Here is a 21,752-nt window from a genome sequence, read left to right on the forward strand (position 1 = left end):
ATGTTCGCCCCCGCCAGCATGGCGCGGCTGGCCGGCCATGTCGCGACCCTGCTCGGTGCGATGGCGAGGGCCGACGGTGCGGCACGGCTCAGCAGCCTCGCAATGCTCGGCGCCGACGAACGGCGCCAGCTACAAACGTGGAACGCGACGGCAGCGCCCCGCGCCGCCGACGAGACCATTCTCGATCTGCTCGATGCCGCCGCGCGCGACCATGCCGAACGCCCCGCGATCATCCATGCCGGCGGCGAGATCTCCTATGCCGATCTGCACCGCCGCGCCGATCATCTCGCGGGACACCTCGCTGCCCGCATTCCGGCGACCAACGCGCTGATCGGCATTGCGCTCAACCGCGGGCCGGAGCTGATCGTCGCGATCCTCGCCGTGCTCAAGGCGGGACACGCCTATGTGCCGCTCGACCCCGCCTATCCGGCCGAGCGGCTGCGCGTGATGGCCGCGGACGCCCGGCTACAGCTGGTGCTGACCGACGGCAGCACCGCCGCGTTGCCCGATGATCTCGTGCAGCTCCGGCTCGACGATCCCGCGCTGCTGCGACCGCCGCCGGCGCGACCGCAAATCCGTCCGCTGCCCGATGACCTCGCCTATGTCATCTTCACCTCCGGCTCCACAGGCCGACCCAAGGGCGTCGCCATCCCCCAGCGCGGCCTCGTCAATCTGGTCCACGCCCAGACGGCCGCGTTCGAGATCGAAGCCGGCGACCGCGTCCTGCAGTTCGCCTCGCCGAGCTTCGACGCGTCGGTCTCGGAGATCGCCACGGCGCTCTCGAAAGGCGCCGCGATCGTCACCGGCGACGCAGAAACGCTGCGCCCCGGACCGTCCCTGGCGACGCTCGTCCAATCCTGCGCAGTGACCCATGCGACGCTGCCGCCGACGGCGCTGCGCGTGATGGAGCCGGACGATCTCGCCGGCTGCCGCGTCCTCGTCGTCGCCGGCGAAGCATGCCCCGGCGATCTCGTCGCGCTGTGGTCGCCACATCGCCGCATGCTGAACGCCTACGGCCCGACCGAGGTCTCGGTCTGCGCCAGCATCAGCGCGCCGTTGTCGGGCGACGCGCCGCCGCCGATGGGCGCACCGATCGAGAACGCGCGCATTCACCTGCTCGACGCCCAGTTCAACGAAGTGCCGGTCGGCGTTGCAGGCGAGGTGTATGTCGCCGGCGCGGGGCTTGCGCAGGGCTATCTCAACCGCCCGGATCTGACGGCGGAGCGCTTCGTCGCCGATCCGTTCGGACCGCCGGGCACCCGGCTGTACCGCACTGGCGATCGTGCCCGCTGGCGCGCCGACGGCACGCTGGAGTTCCTGGGACGCGCCGACCACCAGGTCAAGATCCGCGGCTTCCGCATCGAGCCCGGCGAGGTCGAGAGCGCGCTGCGCCGTCACGATGGCGTCACTGCTGCCGCCGTGGTGCCGCAGGAGAATCCGCAAGGGCGGCGTCTCGTCGCCTATGTGGTCGGACGCGACGGCGTTGCGCCGTCCATCGCAGGGCTTCGCAGCCATCTCGGCACACTCTTGCCGGACTACATGGTGCCGGCGCTGTTCGTCACGCTCGATGCGCTGCCGCTCACCCCCAACGGCAAGCTCGACCGCAAGGCGCTGCCCGAGCCCGATCTCGCTGCTGCGTCCGAGGCACCCCACCGCGCGCCGCGCTCACCGTCTGAGCAGGTGCTCGCCGCGATCTGGGCCGAGCTGCTCGGCCACGACACGAACGGCATCGACGACAATTTCTTCGCGCTCGGCGGCGATTCCATCACCAGCATCCAGATGGCGACGCGCGCGCGACGCGCCGGGCTCGTGATCACGCCGCGCGACGTGTTCCAGCAGGGCACGATCGCGAAGCTCGCGAGCGTTGCAACCGCGGCCCAGCAGGTCACCGCCGACGATCGCGCGGACGGCGGCCCCATTCCGCTGACGCCGATCATGCGCTGGCTGCTCGAGCGCGGCAGGAATGTCGACCGCTTCAGCCAGAGCATGACCGTGCGGCTGCCGCGCGGCCTGACGTCGCAGCAACTGATCGCCCTGCTCGATGCCACGTTGTCGCGCCATGCCATGCTGCGGTCCCGCCTCGCATTCGATCCGATCGATGGCAGGCCGTCGCTGCACATCGCGCCCTCCGACACAGCGCTGGCGCGGCGCCGGCTGCGCCAGGTCGATGTCGCCGCGTTGACGCCGGAGCAGCGCGCGCAGCGGATCAGCCAGGAGATCGGCGCTGCCGAGGCGCGTCTCGATCCCGCAGGCGGCGTGATGCTGCAGGCGGTTCAATTCACGGCCAGCGTAGCTGATAACGACGCGCTGCTGCTCGTACTGCATCATCTCGCCGTCGACGGCGTGTCGTGGCGGATCCTGATCGAGGAGCTCGCCGCGTCGTGGCACGCTACGACGGCCGGCCAGCCGGCTCAGTTGCCTGCGCTCGGCACCAGCTTCGGGCAGTGGTCGCGGCTGCTTCAAGCGCGGTCGCGACATTCCTCCGTGCAGGCAGAGCTGCCGCATTGGCAGCGAACATTGGCGGCAAGCGCCGCTCCCCTGCGGCTGACGCCGCCCCGCCAGCCCGTTGCGAACAGCGTCAAGCATCTGACGCTGACCTTCCCGGCAGCGGTGACTGCGCGCGTGATGAGCGAGGCGCCGCGACGGCTCGGCGCGCGGGTGCTCGACATCCTGCTTGCGGCTTTCGTCACGACGCTCGCCGATGGCGATGCGGCAGCGCAGACCATCGTGATCGACCTCGAAGGCCACGGCCGCAACGAATTCGACCCTGCCATCGACCTGTCGCGCACCGTGGGCTGGTTCACGAGCCTCTATCCCGTTCGCTTCGACCTTCCCGCCGGAGATTCCACGACCACCGCCGGCGACGCCGAACGCCTGCTCGGCGCGCTGCACGCCGTGCAGTCCGGTCTCGCCGACGTCCCTGACGACGGGCTCGGCTTCGGCCTGCTGCGCTACCTGAACGAGGACGCGGCGCGGACGCTCGACCGCCTGCCGACGCCGCAGGCGGGCTTCAACTATCTCGGCCGTTTCTCGACCGATCATGTTGCGGATTGGAGCATCATCCCGACGGCACTGCCCGGCGACCTCGTCGAGCAGGCCGAGTTGCGTCCGGCCCATGCGATCGAATTGAACACGGTGGTGATCGGCCAGGGCGCCGACGCCCGCCTCAGCGCCACCTGGTCCAGCGACCGAAGCCTCGTCGATGACGACGTCGTGCAGGTGCTCGCGACGCGCTGGTTCGCCCTGCTCGAGCGCCTTGCCGAACTGACGCCGGCCGCGCCGCATCCGGCCGCAAAGCCGTCGGTCCGTCAGCTCCGGCTGTCGCCATTGCAGCGCGGCCTGCTCTACGAGAACCTGTCCGATCCCGTCCGTGCCGACGTCTATGTCGTCCAGCTCGAAGTGGAGTTTGCAGGTGAGCTCGATCGCGACCGGCTGCGCGGCGCGATCGCCGCGCTGATCGCGCGGCACGACAATCTGCGCGCGGCGTTCCGGGCCGACGACAGCAGCGGCTTCACCCAGAGCGTCGTGCCCGCGGTCGATCTGCCCTGGCGTCAACTGACGGTCGACGCTGATATGAACTTGCAGGCGGCTCTCGATCAAGTCCGCCACGACGACCTGACGCGCCGCTTTGACCTGGCGGCTCCGCCCTTGCTGCGCAGCAGCCTGGTCAGCGCCGGCGCGACCAACGTCCTGATCCTGACGCTGCATCACATCCTGATCGACGGCTGGTCGATGCCGATCGTATTGCGCGACCTGATGCAGCTCTATCACGGGAAGGCCGAGCTGCCGCCGGCGGTGCCGTTCAGCCGCTATCTCGACTGGCTCGACCGTCAGGATCGCGCCACGGCGCTGACAGCCTGGCGCGCGGCCTTCGACGGCTGGAGCGGCCCGCTGCTGGTCGCGCCGAACCTGTCGGGCCATGGCAACGCAACGCAGACCGACGTCGCGCTCGACGAGCACGAGACCCAGCGGCTGGTCGCGGCCGCGCGCTCGCTCGGGATCACGCTGGCCACCTTGATGCAGGGCGCCTGGGCGCTGTGGCTCGCGGCGCGCGCCCATCGCGACGACGTCGTGTTCGGCATCACCGTCGCCGGGCGTGACGCCGCGCTCGACGGCGCCGACCAGATCGTCGGCCTGCTTGCCAACACCGTCCCGTTGCGCGCACGCGTGTCGCCCGCGCGCATGATCAAGGCATTCCTCGGCGAGTTGCAGGACCGCCAGGCCGCGCTGATCGCCCATCAGCATCTCAGCCTCGGCGAGATTCAGCAGATGCTCGGCACCGACGCGCTGTTCGACACGCTGCTGGCGTTCGAGAACTATCCGCTCTCGGCTGATGCCATCGACAATGCCGAAGCGTTGCGCATCACCCGGGTGCAGGGGCGCGACGCCAACCACTATCCGCTGAGCCTTGCGGTGCTGCCCGGACCGCGGCTGACGCTGCGGCTTCACGTCCGGCCCGGTCTGTTCGACGGCGCGTCCGCGACCGAGCTGATTGCGGAGCTGCGCCGGCTGCTCATGGCTCTCGCTGACGATGGCGACATGCCGATCGGCCGCGTGCTGGGAGCCCACGCGAGCCGCGATCCGCGGATTGCGGCCTGGAATATGACCGCGCAGCCGGAGCCGGCGGGCCACCTCCTGGATGGCTTCCTGCGGCAGACCCGCGTCGCGCCGTCCGCGCCCGGCCTGATCTGGCGCAACGAGACGTTCGACTATGCGCGGCTGGATGCGATGTCCGGCCGGCTCGCCGGCCAGCTTGCGGCGCGCGGCGTCGGCGCCGACGATCTCGTCGCGCTGCATCTGCCGCGCTCCCCCGCGCTGCTGATCGCAATTCTCGCGGTGCTGCGGATCGGCGCCGCCTACCTGCCGATCGATCCTTCGTTGCCACGCGATCGCATCGGCTACATGCTGGATGACGCCCGGCCCGCGCTTGCCATCACTGCCGACGCGTCGGCGGATCTGCCAGCCCCGGTGCCAGTCCTCGCGATCGATCTCGGCGCTGCGGCTGCCGCGCCCGCCTTGCATCAGGCGAATCCGCTCCAGGCCGCCTACCTGCTCTACACATCCGGCACGACCGGCCGGCCCAAGGGCGTGACCGTCACCTATCGCGGCTTGGGCAACCTGCTGGCGGCCGTACAGTCGGAGCTCAAGCTCACGCCCGACGATCGCTTCGCCGCCACCACGACGGCGGCGTTCGACATCTCGATCGTGGAATTGCTGCTGCCGCTCGTCACCGGCGGCTGCGTCGTGCTGGCGGCTGAGGACGAGGCCACCGCTCCCGACCGGCTGGCGGCGCTGATCGCCGCGGCCGGCGTCACCGCGATGCAGGCGACGCCGACGGTCTGGAACATGCTGACCACCGCAGCGCCCGGCGCACTCGCCGGGCTGAGGGTCGTGAGTGCCGGCGAAGCGCTGACCGAGGCGACATTGCGCCGTCTCGCCACCTGCCGCGTTGCCAGCGTTCATAACTACTACGGCCCGACCGAGACCACGATCTATTCGACCATGATGCGGTTCTCGGCCGACGACGGCGGGCGGCCGCCGATCGGCACGCCGATCGCCAACACCGTCATCCGCATCCTCGACGACTGGCTGGCGGACGTCCCGGCCGGCGTCGAAGGCGAGATCTACATCGGCGGCGTCGGGCTCGCGCGCGGCTATTGCAACCGGCCCGGTCTCACGGCCGAACGCTTCATCGCCGATCCCGGCGGCCCGCCCGGCGCGCGGCTCTATCGCACCGGCGACCGCGGCCGCTGGCGCGACGATGGCGTGCTCGAATGCTTCGGCCGCGTCGATCACCAGATCAAGATCCGCGGCCTTCGGATCGAGCCCGGCGAGATCGAGCACGCGTTGCAGCGTCATCCGGAGATCGCCGACGCCTGCGTGATGGTGCGCGAAGCCCGCGGCAATCCGCAGCTCGTCGCCTATGTGGTGCCGCGCCAGGACGACTGCCCTTCGCTCGACGCGTTGCGCAGCCATCTCACCTCGTTCCTGCCGGACTACATGGTGCCGTCGCGCATCATCGATCTGCCGGCGTTGCCGCGCAGCCGCAGCGGCAAGGTCGACCGCGCCGCGCTGCCCTGGTCCGAAGCGGAAGCGGCCGAGCGCGCGCGCCGTGCGCCGGACACCGTCACCGAGAAACGCCTCGCGGAGATCTGGGCGTCAGTCCTCGATCAGGATCACATCGGCATCGACGAGGATTTCTTTGCGCTCGGCGGCGATTCCATCCTCGCCATCCAGGTGGTGATGCGCGCGCGCCAGGCCGGCCTCGTCTTCAGTGCGCGCGACATCTTCCGGCAGCCGACGGTCGAGCGCCTGGCGGCCCATGTGCAACATCAGGCCGCAGCGGCGCCGGCGGTCCGCACGCCGGATATTTCGTGGCCAGAGACGGAAGAGCTGCAGCTCACACCGTTGCAGCTCGGCCTGCTGCGCCACAGCCTTGATGACGACGCGGCCGGCGCCTATCGCATGCAGACCGCGATGATCATCACGGGCAGCCTCGATGAAGCGGTCCTCCACGCCGCCTGGAAGGCGGTCGTGGCCCGCCATGCCGTGCTGCGGACGACGATCGGCGAGCGTGACGGCCGCTACGTCATGGTTATCAGGCCCGATGCCGAGGCACCATGGCAGACGCGCGATCTCAGCACTGACGACGATCCCGAGCAGACGCTGCGCGATCTCCTGGCGCATGACATGACGACGCCGTTCCGGTTCGACGGCACGCCGCTGCTGCGGCTGATGCTGCTGCGCCTCGCGCCGGATCGCCACGCCCTGGTGATCAGCAATCATCACGTGCTGCTCGATGGCTGGTCATTGTCGCTCGTGCTCGAAGACCTGTTCGTTGCGCGCGCGGCCCTTGCCGCCGGCCGTATCGAGGCGCTGCCGCCGCGCGCGCCGTTTGCCGCGTTCGTCCATTGGCTCGCCCAACGGGATCGCGAGGAGAGCGCAAGCTTCTGGCGCCAACACCTTGCCGACGCGGCGACGATGGCGCGCATCTCGCTGCCGACGCCGGCCCGAGGCAGCGGCCAGCGCGCCTTGAAGCGGATGCTCGGCGAGGACAGGTCGACCGCGTTGCGCCATGCGGCACGGCGGCACCATGTCAGCGCCAACACGCTGCTCCAGGGCGCCTGGGCGATGATGCTGTCGCGCCTGTGCTCGTCCGAGGATCTGGTGTTCGGGACCACGATCGCCTTGCGCCCGCCGGAAGTGGAGGGCATCGCGCGGATGGCGGGGCTGCTGATCAACACGGTCCCGGCGCGGATCAGGCTCACGGAGCAGGCGAGCGCCGGCGAGTGGCTGGCGCGGCTTCATGCCGAGCAGGCGGAACGGATGAGCTACGCATATGCTGGCCTCGGCGACATCATGCGCTGGACCGAGCGCGCGGAGGGCGAGCTGTTCGAGACCCTGATGGTGTTCGAGAACCAGCCGGCCACGTCGATGGACGGGATGCTCGACGATCTCTCCATTCGCGCGCTGCCCGTGGAACAGCATACGCATTATCCCCTGGCCGTCGCCGTCATGCCGGGCGACTCCTATGAGCTCGCGTTCAGCTACGACGCCGGCCGGTTCGCGGCGGAGGATATCGCGCGACTGGCCGACGACTTCATCGCCGTCATCGAGCGCCTGGCCGCGGCGGACCGCGATCTGCCGCTGCATCGCCTGCTCGGTGCCGACGCCAGGGATCTGCAGCAGATCGCGGCCTGGAACGCGACCACGCCGATGGTCCTTGCCGAGGAGACGCTGACCGAGCTGCTCGACGAAACCGCCCGGGACCATGCCGACGAGCCGGCGCTGATCGGCGATTTCGGCCACCTGACCTATCGCGAGCTGCACGACGCCGCCGATCGCCTGGCCGGCCGGCTGCGCGATGACGGCGCGCGCCCGGGTGAGTTCATCGGCATCGCCTGCGAACGCCGGGCCGGCTTCGTGACCGCCGCGCTGGCAGCTCTCAAGGCCGGACTCGCTTACGTGCCGCTGGATCCGTCCTATCCGCCCGACCGCCTCGGCTTCATCATCACTGACAGCCGCGTGCAGCGCGTGCTGACCGATGGCGCGGCGGCCTGGCTCCCTCCGGCAGTCCGCCGCATCGGCATCGACGAACAGGACGTGCCTGCTGCGACCGGCAATAAGCCGCGCCAGCCGCGGCCCGCGATCTCGGCCGACGACCTTGCCTACGTGATCTACACGTCCGGCTCGACCGGACGGCCGAAGGGCGTCATGGTTCCGCATCGCGGCGCCGCTAACCTGATTCGCGCCCAGCGCGCCGCGTTTGGCGCAGGGCCTGGCGATCGCGTGCTGCAATTTGCCTCGCCCAATTTCGACGCCTCGGTGTGGGAGATCTGCATGGCGCTCGGCAGCGGCGCCGCACTCGTCGTTGGCACGCCCGATGACCTGTTGCCGGGTGACGCTCTCGTCGACTTCGCCCGGCGGCACGGCGTCAGCCACGCCACCCTGCCGCAGAGCGCGCTCGGCGTCATGGCACCGCGCGATCTCGACGGTTGCCGCGTGCTGGTGGTTGCCGGCGAGGCCTGCCCGGCCGAGACGGCACGGCTGTGGGCTCCCGGCCGGACCTTCATCAACGGCTACGGCCCGACCGAAACGACAGTGTGCGCCTCGCTCAGCGCTCCGCTTGCCGGCGACCGCACGCCGCCGATCGGCCGCCCGATCCTCGGCCTGCGCTGCCACGTGCTCGACGACAGGCTCACTCCGCTGCCGATCGGTGCCGCGGGCGAACTCTACGTCGCCGGCCGCGGCCTTGCGCGCGGCTATCTCGATCGACCGGGCCTGACCGCCGAACGCTTCATCGCCGACCCGTTCGGCCGACCGGGCGAGCGGCTGTATCGGACCGGCGACCGCGCTCGCTGGCTTCCCGACGGCACCCTCGAATTCCTCGGCCGCAGCGACGCTCAGATCAAGCTGCGCGGCTTCCGCATCGAGCCGGGCGAGATCGAGGCGGTGTTGCGCCGGCACGCGACGGTGGAGGCTGCGGCCGTCGGTCTCGAGGCCAGCCGCGGCGATCAGCGTCTGGTGTGCTGGTGGTCAGCGAAAAGCGGTGCCGACGCTGCGCCGTCCGAACTTCGCCGCCATCTCGCCGAGCACCTGCCGTCCTACATGCTGCCGGCACAGTTCATCCGGCTCGACAGCCTGCCGCTCAACCCGGCCGGAAAGATCGACCGGCGTGCGCTGGCGACGATGCACGGATCGGATGTCTCATCCGATGGTCGCACCATCGCGCCCCGCGACGACATCGAGTTCCGGCTGCAGGCGATCTGGCAGGAGCTGCTGCAGACGCCGTCGATCGACGTCACCACGAGCTTCTTCGAGCTGGGCGGCGACTCGCTGATCCTGATCCAACTGATCGCGCGCTGCCGCAATGAGTTCGGCCTCAAGCTGCGAGCCGGCGACATTGCCGCCGACCCGACCATCGAAGGCATGGCGCGGCTGTTGCGCGGCACGGTCCCGGCGCAACCGGCGAAGGCGCTGGTGACGCTGCGCGGCAACGGCGCCGCGCCGCCGCTGTTCTGCATCCATCCGGCGACCGGAACGGTGTTCTGCTATCTCGACATCGTCTCGCGCCTGTCGGTGCCACGCCCGGTCTATGGACTGCAGGATGTCACCGGCCGCAACGCGGGGCCGGCGAGCCTCGTCGACCAGGCGCAGAGCTATCTGCGGGAGATCCGCAGCGTTCAGCCGCACGGCCCCTATCATCTCATGGGCTGGTCCTTCGGTGGCGTGGCGGCCTTCGAAATCGCCCGCCAACTCGCGGCGGAGGGAGAGACGGTGGCGTCGCTGCTGCTGCTCGACGCGCCGGTCAAGCCCGCGGGCGGATGGGAGGTCAGCAAGGCGGAGATCATCGCCGACCTCACGGGCGAGGCCTCCGACGATGCGACGCTCGACTATGCGAGAGCCGCCGCGGTGCTGAGCCGCAGCGGCGAGTTTCCGCCGGACATCACCGCCGCCCAGGTGGAGGAGATCGTCGAGGCTTATGTCCGCTGCGGAAAGCTGCTCGGCACCTATCAGCCCACGCCCACCATGGGACACGCCACCTTCTTCCACGCGCGCGTGCGCGGCAATCCGGCTGCGCCTGCGGGCTGGCGCGAGCTGATCGGCGGAGAGTTCGAGCTGATCGAGCTCGATTGCGATCATGATGGTCTGATGCGCGGCCTTCATGCCGAGCGCGTGGCCCGGCGGGTGGATCAGTCATGACCGAGCATCGTTCCTCACCACTGTCGCATGTGACGATCGAGGCGCCGATCCTCCAACGCCTGCAGCGCGCCGTGGCCGAGCAGCGCATTCCCGCACCGAGCCCAACCTACGATGAGGCGCGGGCCTGGTTCGCCATCGACACCGGGGCGGATCAGTCGGGCATCGTGGTTCGCGCGGCCCGCGAAACCGATCTCGCCGGCCTTGTCGCACTGGATACGGCCTGCTGGCCGGAGCCGCTGCGCAGCCGGCCGGAACGCCTCCTGCGGCGCATCCACCAGGCTTCTGGCGATCATATCGTGGTGCTGCGGCAGGAGCGCATCATCGGTGCGATCTACACGCAGCGGATCGCAGATGCGCGGGCGTTGCGCGATCTGCCCGCGGAACAGTTCGAGACGCTGCACGCGCCCGACGGCACGGTTGCGCAACTGCTCGGAGTCTGCGTCGATCCTGATCACGCCCAGACCGGCCTCGGCGAGGCGCTGGTGCAGTTGGCGCTGCGGCTCGCCCGCGCCGCCGGCGCGACGACGATCGTCGGCGTGACGCTGTGCCGGGACTTCGCCGCCTCTGACGACGACATCATCGCCGCCTATGTCGCCCGCCGCGATGCCAACGGGCTGCCGGTCGACGCGATTCTGCGTTTCCATGCCGCACGCGGCGCTCGCATCGTCGACGTGCTGCCCGGCGCCTTCCCCGGCTACGCCGCAGGCGGCGAGGCCGGCGTGCTGATCGAATACGACGCGGACCGCCTGGATGCGATCACCACGAGCAGCGCCGGCCAGCCCATCGTCAGCGCGCGCGATCTGCCCGAGATCGTCGCCGCTACCTTGCGCGATGTGCTGGGGCCGGCGCGCGCGAAAGATTTCGCGCCTGGACGCACCTTGCATGCGATGGGGCTGGACTCGCTCGACCTGCACAGCCTGAGGGCCGGGCTGAACCGCGCGCTCGGCACCGCGATCGATGCCACCTTCTTCTTCCGTCATCCGACGCCGGAGCAGATCGTCAACGGCCTGATCGCGCCATCCTCTGCGCCGAAACGTGCGGCCGCCCCGCGCGGCAGCGCCTCATCATCGACCGCTCGCCAACAGCAGACAGGCCAGACCGCGGCGCCGGTGGCGATCATCGGGATGGCGTGCCGCTTCCCGGGCAACGTAACCAGCCCGGAGGAGTTCTGGACGCTGCTCAGCGAAGGCCGCGATGGCATCACCGATGTCCCGGCCACGCGCTGGAATGCGGACGTTCTCTGCAATCCCGCCGGCGGTCCCGGACGCATCACGACGAGGCGCGGTGGGTTCATCGCCGATGTCGATCAGTTCGATCCCGGATTCTTCGGGCTGTCGCCGCGCGAGGCGGCGGCGATGGATCCGCAGCAGCGCCTGCTGCTCGAATGCAGCTGGGAGGCGCTGGAGCATGGCGGCATCGATCCCACCGCCCTCGCCGGTTCGGACACGCAGGTCCTGATTGGCCTGTTCGGACACGACTATGAGCGCATCGCCGGCGCCGCCGGACGGCTCGACGGCCACTACGGCACAGGCAACGCCGGATCGATCGCCTCGGGGCGCATCGCCTATACGCTGGGGCTGCAGGGCGCGGCGCTGTCGGTCGACACCGCCTGCTCTGCCGGCCTCGTTGCCGTGCATCTCGCGGTCAAGGCGCTGCGCGCCGGCGATTGCCGGATGGCACTGGCAGGCGCCGTCAACCTGATCCTCGGCCCCGAGCTCAGCATCGCCTTCTCGCAGGCCAGCATGCTGGCACCCGACGGACGCTGCAAGCCGTTCTCCGCCGAGGCTAACGGCTATGTGCGCAGCGAGGGCTGCGCCGTGCTCGCGCTCAAGCGGCTCGACGACGCGCTGGTCGATGGCGACCCCGTGCTCGCTGTGATCGAAGGCAGCGCCGTCAACAATGACGGCCCGAGCAACGGCCTCACCGCGCCGAACGGCCTGGCGCAGCAGGCTGTCATCCGCCGCGCGCTCGACGATGCCGGCATCGCCGCGTCCGACATCGACTATGTCGAAGCGCATGGCACCGGCACGCCGCTCGGCGACCCCATCGAGTTCAACGCGCTGGCCGCCGTGCATGGCGGCCGCGAGCATCCGCTGCTGATCGGCTCGGTGAAGAGCAATATCGGCCACACCGAGGCGGCCGCGGGCCTCGCCGGGTTGATGAAGGCGGTGCTTGCGCTTTGCCATGGCGCCGTCCCGCCGCAACTGCATCTCGGCGCCATCAACCCGCTGCTCGAGCTCGCCGCGATTCCGGCCAGCATTCCAACGCAACTGCAAGCCTGGGAGCGGCGTGATGGCCGGCGCCGCCGCGCCGCCGTGAGCTCGTTCGGCTTCTCCGGCACCAACGCGCACGTCGTCCTCGCCGAAGCGCCGCGGCCGGACGACCGTCCCGACGATCCGCGGCAGCACCATCTGCTCGTCCTCTCGGCGCGCTCGCCCGCGGCGCTGCACGAGCTCGCGCGCCGCTACCTCGATCATTTCGCATCCGTCGTCGGCACGCAGACGCCGGGCGACATCGCCGCGACTGCGGCCGCCGGCCGCAGCGCGCAGCCGCATCGGCTCGCGATCGTCGGCAGTGGCCCGGGCGACTGGCAACGCGAGCTGAGCAGCCATCTCGCAGGAGAGCCGTATTCCGACGTGATGGCGGGCACGGCCGGCAAGGCGCCCGTGGTCGCCTTCCTGTTCACCGGACAGGGCTCGCAATATCCGGGGATGGCCGAGGAGCTCGCCGGCAGCCATCCGGGTTTTGCTGCCGCATTGCACGAATGCGCTGAGCTGTTTGCGCCGTTCCTCGACAGGCCGCTGCTGGAGATCATGAACCCCGCCCCCGGCGAGCCGGACATGATCGCGCAGATGCGCTACGCGCAGCCCGCGCTGTTCGCGCTCGAATATGCCCTCGCGCGGCTGTGGATCGACTCCGGCATCACGCCGGCCGTGGTGATGGGTCACAGCCTCGGCGAAGTGACGGCGGCGTGCATCGCCGGGGCGCTCGACCTTGCCGAGGCCGTCGAGCTCGTCGCGATGCGCGGACGGCTGATGCAGGCGACGCCTGACGGCGCGATGGGCGTCGTGTTGGCCGACGCCGCCTTCGTCGAGCGCCGCGTGGCCGGCCAGGAGGTCGTGATCGCGGCCTACAACAGCCCGCAGAATTGCGTGATCTCGGGCGCGCCGGCCGCGGTCGAAGCCGCGCTCGCCGATTTCGCCCGCGAGGGCATCGAGGTCCACCGGCTGCATGTCTCGCGCGCGGGTCACTCGCCGCTGATGGACAGCATGCTGGCGCCGTTCGGCGACACCTGCCGCAAGCTGCATCCGCGGCGGCCGCGGATCAGCATCGTCTCCAACGTCACCGGACGATCGATCGATGACGAGCTGATGGACCCCTTGTACTGGGTGCGCCATGTGCGCCAGCCGGTCCGCTTCCGCGACGGCATCGCGACGGCCGCTGCGCTCGGCGCCAATGTGTTCATCGAGATCGGGCCGCGGCCGGTGCTCACCGGTGTCGCCCGCGATTGCCTTGCCGACAATGCGGTCGCGCTGCTGCCGAGCCTGGTGCCGACGGAGTCCGCGTGGCAGACCCTGTCGCGGGCGGCAGGCGAGCTGTTTGTGCGGGGCGCTGAGATCAATTGGCGCAGCCTCGATTGCCGGCCGCCGCGGCGCGTCGCACTGCCGACCACGCCGTTCGAGCGCAAGCGCTACTGGATCGACCCGAGCTCGGACGCAGAACCGCAATCATCCCCACGCGTCGAAGTGCCGACACCCGATCCGGCCACCCTGATCGGTCCGATGATCCCGCTCGCGCTGGACGGAGCGGTTCATGCCACCAGGCTCGGCGGCGGCCGGTGGCCGGCCCTGGAGACGCACCGCATCGGCGAGAGCGCGACGCTGTCGGCGGCGGCGATGCTCGCGATGATGGTCGAGGCGCATGGCAGCGGCCCCGGCGGAGCCTGCCCGATCAGCCTCGCGCCGCTGCGCCTGTCGTCGCTGGTCTTTCATCGGCCGCTGCATCTGCCGGATCACGGCGTCGACGTGCAGACCGTGCTGCTGCCGCAGGGCGCCGGGACGAGCCGCGTGCGGATCGCAAGCCGTAACGCTGCAGCGAGCTGGACGGTTCATGCCGAAGCCGAGATCGGCGACGTCGTCGTGGACGGGCTTGGCACGGCGACGGCAGAGCTCGACGCGCTCCGGCATGAACTAACAGACGACACGATCGATCGACTCGCCGAATGGCTGCGTGCCCAAGGCTGCGAGCCGGGCATCTCGATCGCGAGTCTCGCGGCTCTTACGACCGGCCGAGGCGAGGCGCTCGGGCAGATCGGCGCCGCCGACGTGCCGCCAGCGCTCGCCGGTGCGATACGGCTGGACGCGGCGCTGCTGGTCGCACAGGCCGCGCTGCCGGTTGCCATCCCTTGCGGCATTCCGGCCGGATGCGAGCGCATCGACCTGCTCGGGGACATAGGGACCATCGCCTGGTCGCACGCGCGGCTGCGCAGCGTCACGGCCGACGGCAGGGCCGCCGTGGTCGACCTCGATGCCTCCACGGCCGATGGCGCACCGGTGCTGCGCATCAGCGGCCTGACCTTCGTCCGTGCCGTCTCGGCGCGTCCGGCCGAGACGCCCGCGCACAATTTGCACGTGGTCGAATGGATCGACGCGCCGCCGCGCAAGCTCCCGCCCCGCGCGTCGATCGTACGGCCGTGGCTGCTGCTGGCCGATCACGCCGCGCAGACTCTACTGCTCGCAACATCGCTCGGCCGCCGCGGCGTCCGCTGCATCGTCGCGACCGACGATGTCGATGGCTGCCGCCATCTCGACGACGGCGTCGAGGCCGTGATCGATGTGCGGGCGTCGTCCGCCGAATTCACGGCCGAAAGCACGCCGGCCGAGCGGCTGACGACGATGGGACCACGCCTGCTCGCATTGTTGCAGCGGCTGACCCGGCTCGCGCGACCGCCGAGGCGGCTGTTCTCGCTCAGCCGAAGCGCCATGGCGGCCAGCGCAGAGGACCGGGTCGACGTCGCGCTCGCCGCTTTGCAGGGCCTCCCTCTCGTGCTCGGCCGTGAGCAGACCTGGCTCGGCATGAGGCTGGTCGACATCGACGCCTCGGCCCTGAGCGACGCCGCCTTTGCCGACTGGCTGATCGGCGACCTCACCGACAGCGCACCGGCGGAGTGGCGCATGGCATGGCGCAACGGTCGCGCGCGCGTGCCACGGCTGCGCGCGTCCGGAGCATCGGCAGCGACGCCGCCGCTGGGTCTTGCCGGGCGAACCCAGCTGATCGCCGGCGGCGGCGCGCTCGGCGCCGCACTCGCCCGCTGGCTCGCCACCAGCGGCGCCACCCACATCGTGATCGCGAGCCGCTCGGCCGAGACGGCAGCGCGCGCGCTTGCCGATGAGCTGCGGGCGCAGAACGTCACGGTGATGCTGCGCTCGACCGACCTCGGCCGGCGTGACGAGGTCGCCGCATTGCTCGATGCATGCAGCCGCGAAATGCCGCCGCTCGGCGGCGTCTTCCACACCGCCGGCAGCCATGATGACGGCGTGATCGAGACCCAGAGCTGGGATCGCATCGGCGCGGTGCTTGCGCCCAAGCTCGACGGCGCCTGGCATCTGCACGAGCTGACCCGCAGCCAGCCGCTCGATCATTTCGTGCTGTTCTCCTCGGCGTTCGGGCTGCTGGGCGCTCCCGGCCTCGCCGGCTATGTCGCCGCCAATGCCGGACTGGACGCGCTCGCGCAGCATCGGCGCGCGGCGGGGCTGCCGGCGCTCAGCATCAATTGGGGACCGTGGTCCGGCCTCGGCATGGTCGGCGCCGGCGAGCGGGCGACGCGGCGTGAATGGACCCGGCAGGGCCTGCGCGAGATGCCGGGTGAAATCTGTCTCGCGGCGCTCGGCGAACTCATCAGGACCGATCTGCCGCAGGCCGCGGTGCTGGACGTCGACTGGGCGCAGTTCGCCAGCGCCTGCGCCGGCGCGCCGCCTGCCCTGGTCGATGCGTTCGTGGCGCCGCAGCCCAAGGCGGCCGCGACGGCCGGCGCCGTGCCGTTGCGCGTGGTCCGGCCGGAGCCTTCGGCGGACGATCGGTTGCGGATGGAGCTTGCGCGCCTGCCCGCACGCCGCCGCCGTGCTGCGCTCGCCGACCATCTTGCCGGCCTAGTCGCCGCGGTGCTCGGCTTCGCCGGTGCTGCCGAGATCGATCGCACGCGCGGCTTCTTCGCGCTCGGCATGGACTCGCTCGCCACGCTGGACCTGCGCAACCGCATCCGCGCCAGCCTTGGCCACCGCATCGAGCAGACCACGCTGTTCAGGCACGGCTCCGTGGACCAGCTCGCAACCTTCCTCGACGCCGAGCTGTTCGATCGGCCGTCAGAGCTGACCGGAGTGCGGGCATGACGCGACGACGTGCCCCCATTGCCATCATCGGCGCCGGCTGCCGCCTGCCGGGAGGCATTGCCGACCTCGACACCTATTGGGATCTGCTCCGCTCCGGCCGCGACGCCATCGGCGAGCTGCCGGCGGGCCGCTGGGACAATGACGCCCTGTTCGATCCCGATCGCCGCGCGCCCGGCCGCACCTATGTGCGGCGCGGCGCCTTTCTCGACGATGTCGACGGCTTCGATCCAGAATTCTTCAACATCAATCCGCGTGAGGCGGCCTCGCTGGACCCGCAGCAGCGGCTGCTGCTGGAGGTCGCATGGGAGGCGATCGAGAATGCCGGCGTGCCCATCGGCACGCTGCGGGGCAGCCGCACCGGCGTGTTCGTCGGCATCGGCCAGCCGCAATATGGACCGCGCGAGCTCTACGGCGCCGATCCCGCGTGCATCGGTCCCTATTCCGGCACGGGCGCCCTGCTCTGCTTCGCGTCGGGACGGCTGTCGCACGAGCTCGGGCTGAACGGACCGAGCCTGTCGCTCGACACCGCCTGCTCCTCCTCGCTGGTGGCGCTGCATCTGGCCTGCCAGAGCCTGGAGAACCGCGAGTGCGACCTCGCACTGGTCGCCGGTGTGCATCTGCATCTGACGCCCCAGGTCACGCTGTTCCTGTCGCGCACCGGCGTGCTCGCGCCGGATGGCCGCAGCAAGGTGTTCTCTGCCGACGCCGACGGCTTCGGCCGCGGCGAGGGCTGCGTCGTGCTCGTGCTGCGCCGGCTGGAGGACGCTGCCGCAGACGACGTGCTCGGCGTGGTGCGCGGCGCCGCGGTCAATCACGACGGACCGGCCAGCGGGCTCACGGTGCCCAACGCAATCGCGCAGGAGCAGGTCATCCGTGATGCCCTGACGGCGGCGGATGTACCACCGGAGGCGGTCGGCTATGTCGAGACCCACGGCACCGGCACGCGGCTCGGCGACCCGATCGAGCTTGAGTCGCTCGCCGCCGTGTTCAACACGCCGCAGCGCACGACGGAGCTTCCGCTCGGATCGGTCAAGAGCAGCATCGGCCATCTCGAAGCCGCGGCCGGCCTTGCCGGGGTCGTGAAGACGCTGCTGATCCTGAAGCATCAGCAGCTGCCGCCGCAGCCGGGTGTCGGCACGCCGAACCCCGACATTCCCTGGCACGCCCTGCCATTCACGCTGCCATCGCGTCTCGAGGACGCGCGCGATGAGTTGCGCTTTGCCGGCATCAGCTCATTCGGCATGAGCGGCACCAATGCGCATGTCGTCGTGGAGCGTTCAGATCCCAGGTCGGAAGCGGAGCCCGTCTCAGTTGCGCATGCGTCGACGCTGCTGTTGTCGGCGCAAGGACCGCAAGGGCTGACGCTGCTGGCCGGTGCGATGCGCGACCGGCTCCAGGGCGTCAACCAGAATGAATTCGCCGGCATTTGTTCGAGTATGCTTCGGCACAGGACGCCATTGCGGCACCGGCTCGCCATCGTCACTGATCAGCCTGACCAGGCGCGAGCCGCGCTCGATGCAGCCGTCTCGGGCAGTCGGCATCCGGCGCTGCTGATCGGCGAGGCCAGCCGCCGCAGCGGAGGCGCGGTCGCGTTCCTCTTCACCGGCCAGGGCGCGCAGCGCCCGGCAATGGCGCGCGCGCTGCACGCCTCCGAGCCGGTGTTCCGCGACAGCATCGAACGCTCGATCGCGCTGACCGCGCGCGAGTTCGACGTGCCGCTGCGTGATCTCCTGCTCGGCGACGTCGATCCCGGACAACTGCGCCGCACCGGATGGGCGCAGCCGGCGCTGTTTGCATTTGGACTTGCATTGGCCGAGCTGTGGCGCGCCTGGGGCGTGGTACCGGATGTCGTGCTCGGCCATAGCCTGGGCGAGTATACTGCGGCCTGCGTCGCCGGCGCCTTCAGCCCTGAAGACGGTTTGCGCCTGGTGTGCCGGCGCGCGGCCCTGATGCAGTCGCTGCCCGAGGGCGGCGCCATGGCGGCGGTGCGCGCCGATGCCGGGCGGCTCGGCGCGCTGGTGCAGCGCTATGGCGGCGAGGTCGAGATCACGGCGACGAATGCGCCGCGCAGCGTGACCATCGCGGGGCCGACGCGGGCGATCGAGGATGTCATCGCGCGCTGCGGCCGCGACGGCGTGGCCGCGCAGCGCCTCGACGTCTCCCACGCCTTCCATTCGCAGGCGATGGAGCCGATCCTTCCGGCGCTGCGGCAAGCAGTGTCCGAGGTCCGGTTCATGACGCCGGCCGTCGAGCTGATCAGCAATCTCACCGGCGCCGCCGTGAACGCCGACGACATCGCTGATCCCGAGCGCTGGTGCCGGCACACGCGCGAGCGCGTGCGTTTCGAGGACAGCCTGCGGCAGCTCGCGGAGCGCGACGTCACGGCCGTCATCGAGATCGGCCCGCAGCCGGCCCTGATCGGACTCGGCCGCCAGACCCTGCCCGATGCGGACATCTTGTGGCTGCCGAGCGTTGCGCCCTCCGGCGCCGATGCCTGGCAGATGCGCCATTCGCTGGCCACGCTCGCGGTCGACGGATCGGCGGCCGATGTCGTAGCCAGCCAACCGCCGGCGCCGCGCGTGCCGCTGCCCAATACGCCGTTCAACCGGCGGCCGATCCGCCTGGCGCCGGCCGCCGCGGCGGCCACGCCGGCACAGCGCAACACGCGGGTGATCGGCCGCAGGCTTGCGCTGCCGCAGTCGCATGGCGAGGCGCGGTTCGAGACCGAGCTCGCCGGGCGCGATCCGTTCCTCATCGAGCATCGCGTGTTCGGCGAGGTGATCGTGCCGGCCGCCTGGCATCTCGCCACGATCTTCACCGGCCTGCGGACACTGTCCGCGGCCGGTCCGCTGACGGTGCGCGACGTGACCCTGGTGCAGGCCGCGCATCTGTCGCCGCAGGGCATCGTCATGCAGCTCATGCTTACCCCGCAGCCCGGCGGCCATCGCATCCGCCTCATCAGCCGGCGCGCCGATTCCGATCCGTTCGACGACGAGGCCTGGACCACCCACGTCACCGGTCGCGCCGATCTGCCTCTCAGCGCTCCCCGCGATTGGGAGCGGCACGGCGGCGCGCCAGCTCGATCCGGCGCGCTCGATGGTAGAGCATTCTACGACGACCTCGTGGCACAGGGCTTCGACCTCGGACCGTCGTTTCAATGGGCCGATGCGATCCACTGCGATGGCCGCGAGCTGACAGCCGAGCTGCGGCGTCCCGCGCATCTGGTCGATGTCACGGATGCCATCATTCATCCCGGGCTGCTGGACAGCGCGTTCCAACTGCTCAGCCGCTTCTGGGACCGCCGCGACACCGACATCGCGCATCTGCCCTTCCGCATCGACCAGCTCCGCCTCTGGCCACACCGCATCGAGGCATCGCTTGCATGCGTCGCCTGGCGCGAAGACGGTCCGAACGCTCAGGGAAATTCTCCGGCGGCGAACGTGCAATTGATGATGGGCGACACGCCGCTGCTCGAAGCCAGTGGCTTCGTGTTCCGCGCCGCCAGCCGGCGCGTGCTGACCGGCGATACCGCGGCCGCATCCGGCAGAGCACCAATCAAGGCTGCGTCCCCGACATCAGCGATGATCTCCGTTGCGGGGCGCCATGCCACCGACCGCAGCCGCGCCGCGATCGAGCGGCATCTGCGCGAGCTGCTCGGCCATGTTCTTGGACTGGCCGATGCCGATACGATCGCGCCGCGGACGCGGCTGTTCGATCTCGGCCTGGACTCTCTTGCCGCCCTGGAGCTGCGCGAAGATCTCGGCGAGCGGCTGGGGGCGCCGCTGCATGCCACCCTGCTGTTCGACTATCCGACCATCGAGGCGCTGCTCGACCATCTCGGCGGCCTGTTTGTGGATCCCGCTGCACAGTCCGCACCTGCCATGCCTCAACCGGTCGCGACGGCCGAGATCGACGATCTGTCCGAGGAAGAGGCCGAGCTGTTGCTGCGTCAGGAACTGGAGCGACTGCAATGACGTCATCTCGCCATGATCAGCCGGTGATCGCGACCTATGATGCCGCCGATCTGCCCGCACGCCGGGACGAATTGCTCGAGCGCCGCCAGCCGGCGGTCATCTCCGGCCTGTTCAAGGGACAATTGCTCGGCGAGCTGACCGACGCGCAGAAGGTGCGCGAGGCGCTCGGCGACCTCCAGGTCATGATCGGCGTCAACTACATCGATGCGCATCTCGCCAACATCCGCAACTTCGTGCAGGGCAGCAGCGCCCCGATCGCAATCGACAAGAAGCCGGGCCTGCTGCGCGACTATCTCGATCTGATCGAGCGCGAGCCCACGACGCGCGCGCTCACCAGCGAGCAGCCGACGCCCGAGAGAATCCTGGACGATTGCAATCTCGGTGCGGTCGGAATCGAGAAAGTGCATGGCGGCTACGGCAATCCGCTCGCGCAGCGCAGCGCGAGCGAGGCGCATTCGCTGATGTTCGTCGCCAATGCCGGCAACGCCTCCGATCTCCACACCGACTGGGACGGCCGCGACGTCCTGCTGCATCAGGTGTTCGGCCGCAAGCGCATCGTGCTGTTTCCGCCGAAATCCGGCTTCAAGCTGTTTCCCATCGACATCTTCTCGACCGTCGCGGTCAACGCGATGGACGATGCCGAGCGTGCGGCGCTGATCGCCTATGCCGGCGGCGTCGAGGTCGTGGTCGAGGCCGGCGAGACCATCCTGATGCCGGCGTTCTGGTGGCATCACGTCGGCTATGTCGATGCCGCGATGTCGGTGAGCTTCCGTTTCGGCGGCGTAACCGATCCCGACGCGGTCGCCCTGATCGGCAGCGTGCACCGCGATTGCCACATCCAGAACATCGTCGCCGGCACGTTGGATCCACGCCGTGCGGAGGCGAGCAAGGCCGCCGCGCGGCGGCTGCGCGCGGCTGCGGCCGAACCGGCGCCGAGCGCACGCGAGAAGTACCGTGCGATGCGCATACTCGCCGCCGAATGCTATCGCAGCACGCTGCTTCCGGGCGAGCAGGCACCGGCCGAGCCGGTGATCACCGCCGAGGACTTCCTCGACGGCGCGCTGTGCGCCTTCTACCGGCGCCCGCCCAAGGGCCCGGCTTGGCGCCAGCGCATCTGGCAGAAGCGCGAGGCGTTCAACGAGGCCGTCCGCCGCTTCGGCCGGCGGCTGGCCTATCAGGCCTGACG

4 protein-coding genes are annotated in these 21,752 nt (G+C 70.2%); all 4 read left to right on the forward strand.

Annotated elements, in window-relative coordinates; genetic code table 11:
- The first annotated feature begins 18 nt into the window (after nt 1-18).
- From ACQR1F_RS28165 to ACQR1F_RS28180, 4 genes are read left to right on the forward strand one after another with little or no spacing between them, the layout of a single operon-like run.
- A complete protein-coding gene (locus ACQR1F_RS28165) occupies nt 19-10,203 on the forward strand; it encodes an amino acid adenylation domain-containing protein (RefSeq protein ID WP_434914247.1) in 10,185 nt (3,394 codons plus the stop codon).
- Nucleotides 10,200-16,592 (forward strand): SDR family NAD(P)-dependent oxidoreductase, encoded by a 6,393-nt coding sequence (locus ACQR1F_RS28170; RefSeq protein ID WP_434914248.1) that lies wholly within the window; start codon nt 10,200-10,202, stop codon nt 16,590-16,592. Before ACQR1F_RS28165 ends, ACQR1F_RS28170 begins: the two co-directional genes overlap by 4 nt.
- Nucleotides 16,589-20,566, forward strand: a complete 3,978-nt coding sequence (locus ACQR1F_RS28175; RefSeq protein ID WP_434914249.1) for a type I polyketide synthase — start codon at nt 16,589-16,591, stop codon at nt 20,564-20,566. The genes ACQR1F_RS28170 and ACQR1F_RS28175 overlap by 4 nt, the downstream gene beginning before the upstream one ends.
- Nucleotides 20,563-21,750 carry a cupin-like domain-containing protein gene (locus tag ACQR1F_RS28180; RefSeq protein ID WP_316182728.1) on the forward strand — a complete coding sequence of 396 codons (1,188 nt, stop codon included), beginning with the start codon at nt 20,563-20,565 and terminating at the stop codon, nt 21,748-21,750. Before ACQR1F_RS28175 ends, ACQR1F_RS28180 begins: the two co-directional genes overlap by 4 nt.
- Nucleotides 21,751-21,752: the final 2 nt, after the last annotated feature.

Origin of the sequence: Bradyrhizobium sp. HKCCYLS3013 (assembly GCF_051167615.1) — a bacterium.
Classification (GTDB): domain Bacteria; phylum Pseudomonadota; class Alphaproteobacteria; order Rhizobiales; family Xanthobacteraceae; genus Bradyrhizobium.

Coding starts and splice junctions, on each gene's coding strand:
- ACQR1F_RS28180 (WP_316182728.1), top strand. CDS start 20,563: ATGACGTCATCTCGCCATGATCAGCCGGTGATCGCGACCTATGATGCC.
- ACQR1F_RS28165 (WP_434914247.1), top strand. CDS start 19: ATGGCGCGGCTGGCCGGCCATGTCGCGACCCTGCTCGGTGCGATGGCG.
- ACQR1F_RS28175 (WP_434914249.1), top strand. CDS start 16,589: ATGACGCGACGACGTGCCCCCATTGCCATCATCGGCGCCGGCTGCCGC.
- ACQR1F_RS28170 (WP_434914248.1), top strand. CDS start 10,200: ATGACCGAGCATCGTTCCTCACCACTGTCGCATGTGACGATCGAGGCG.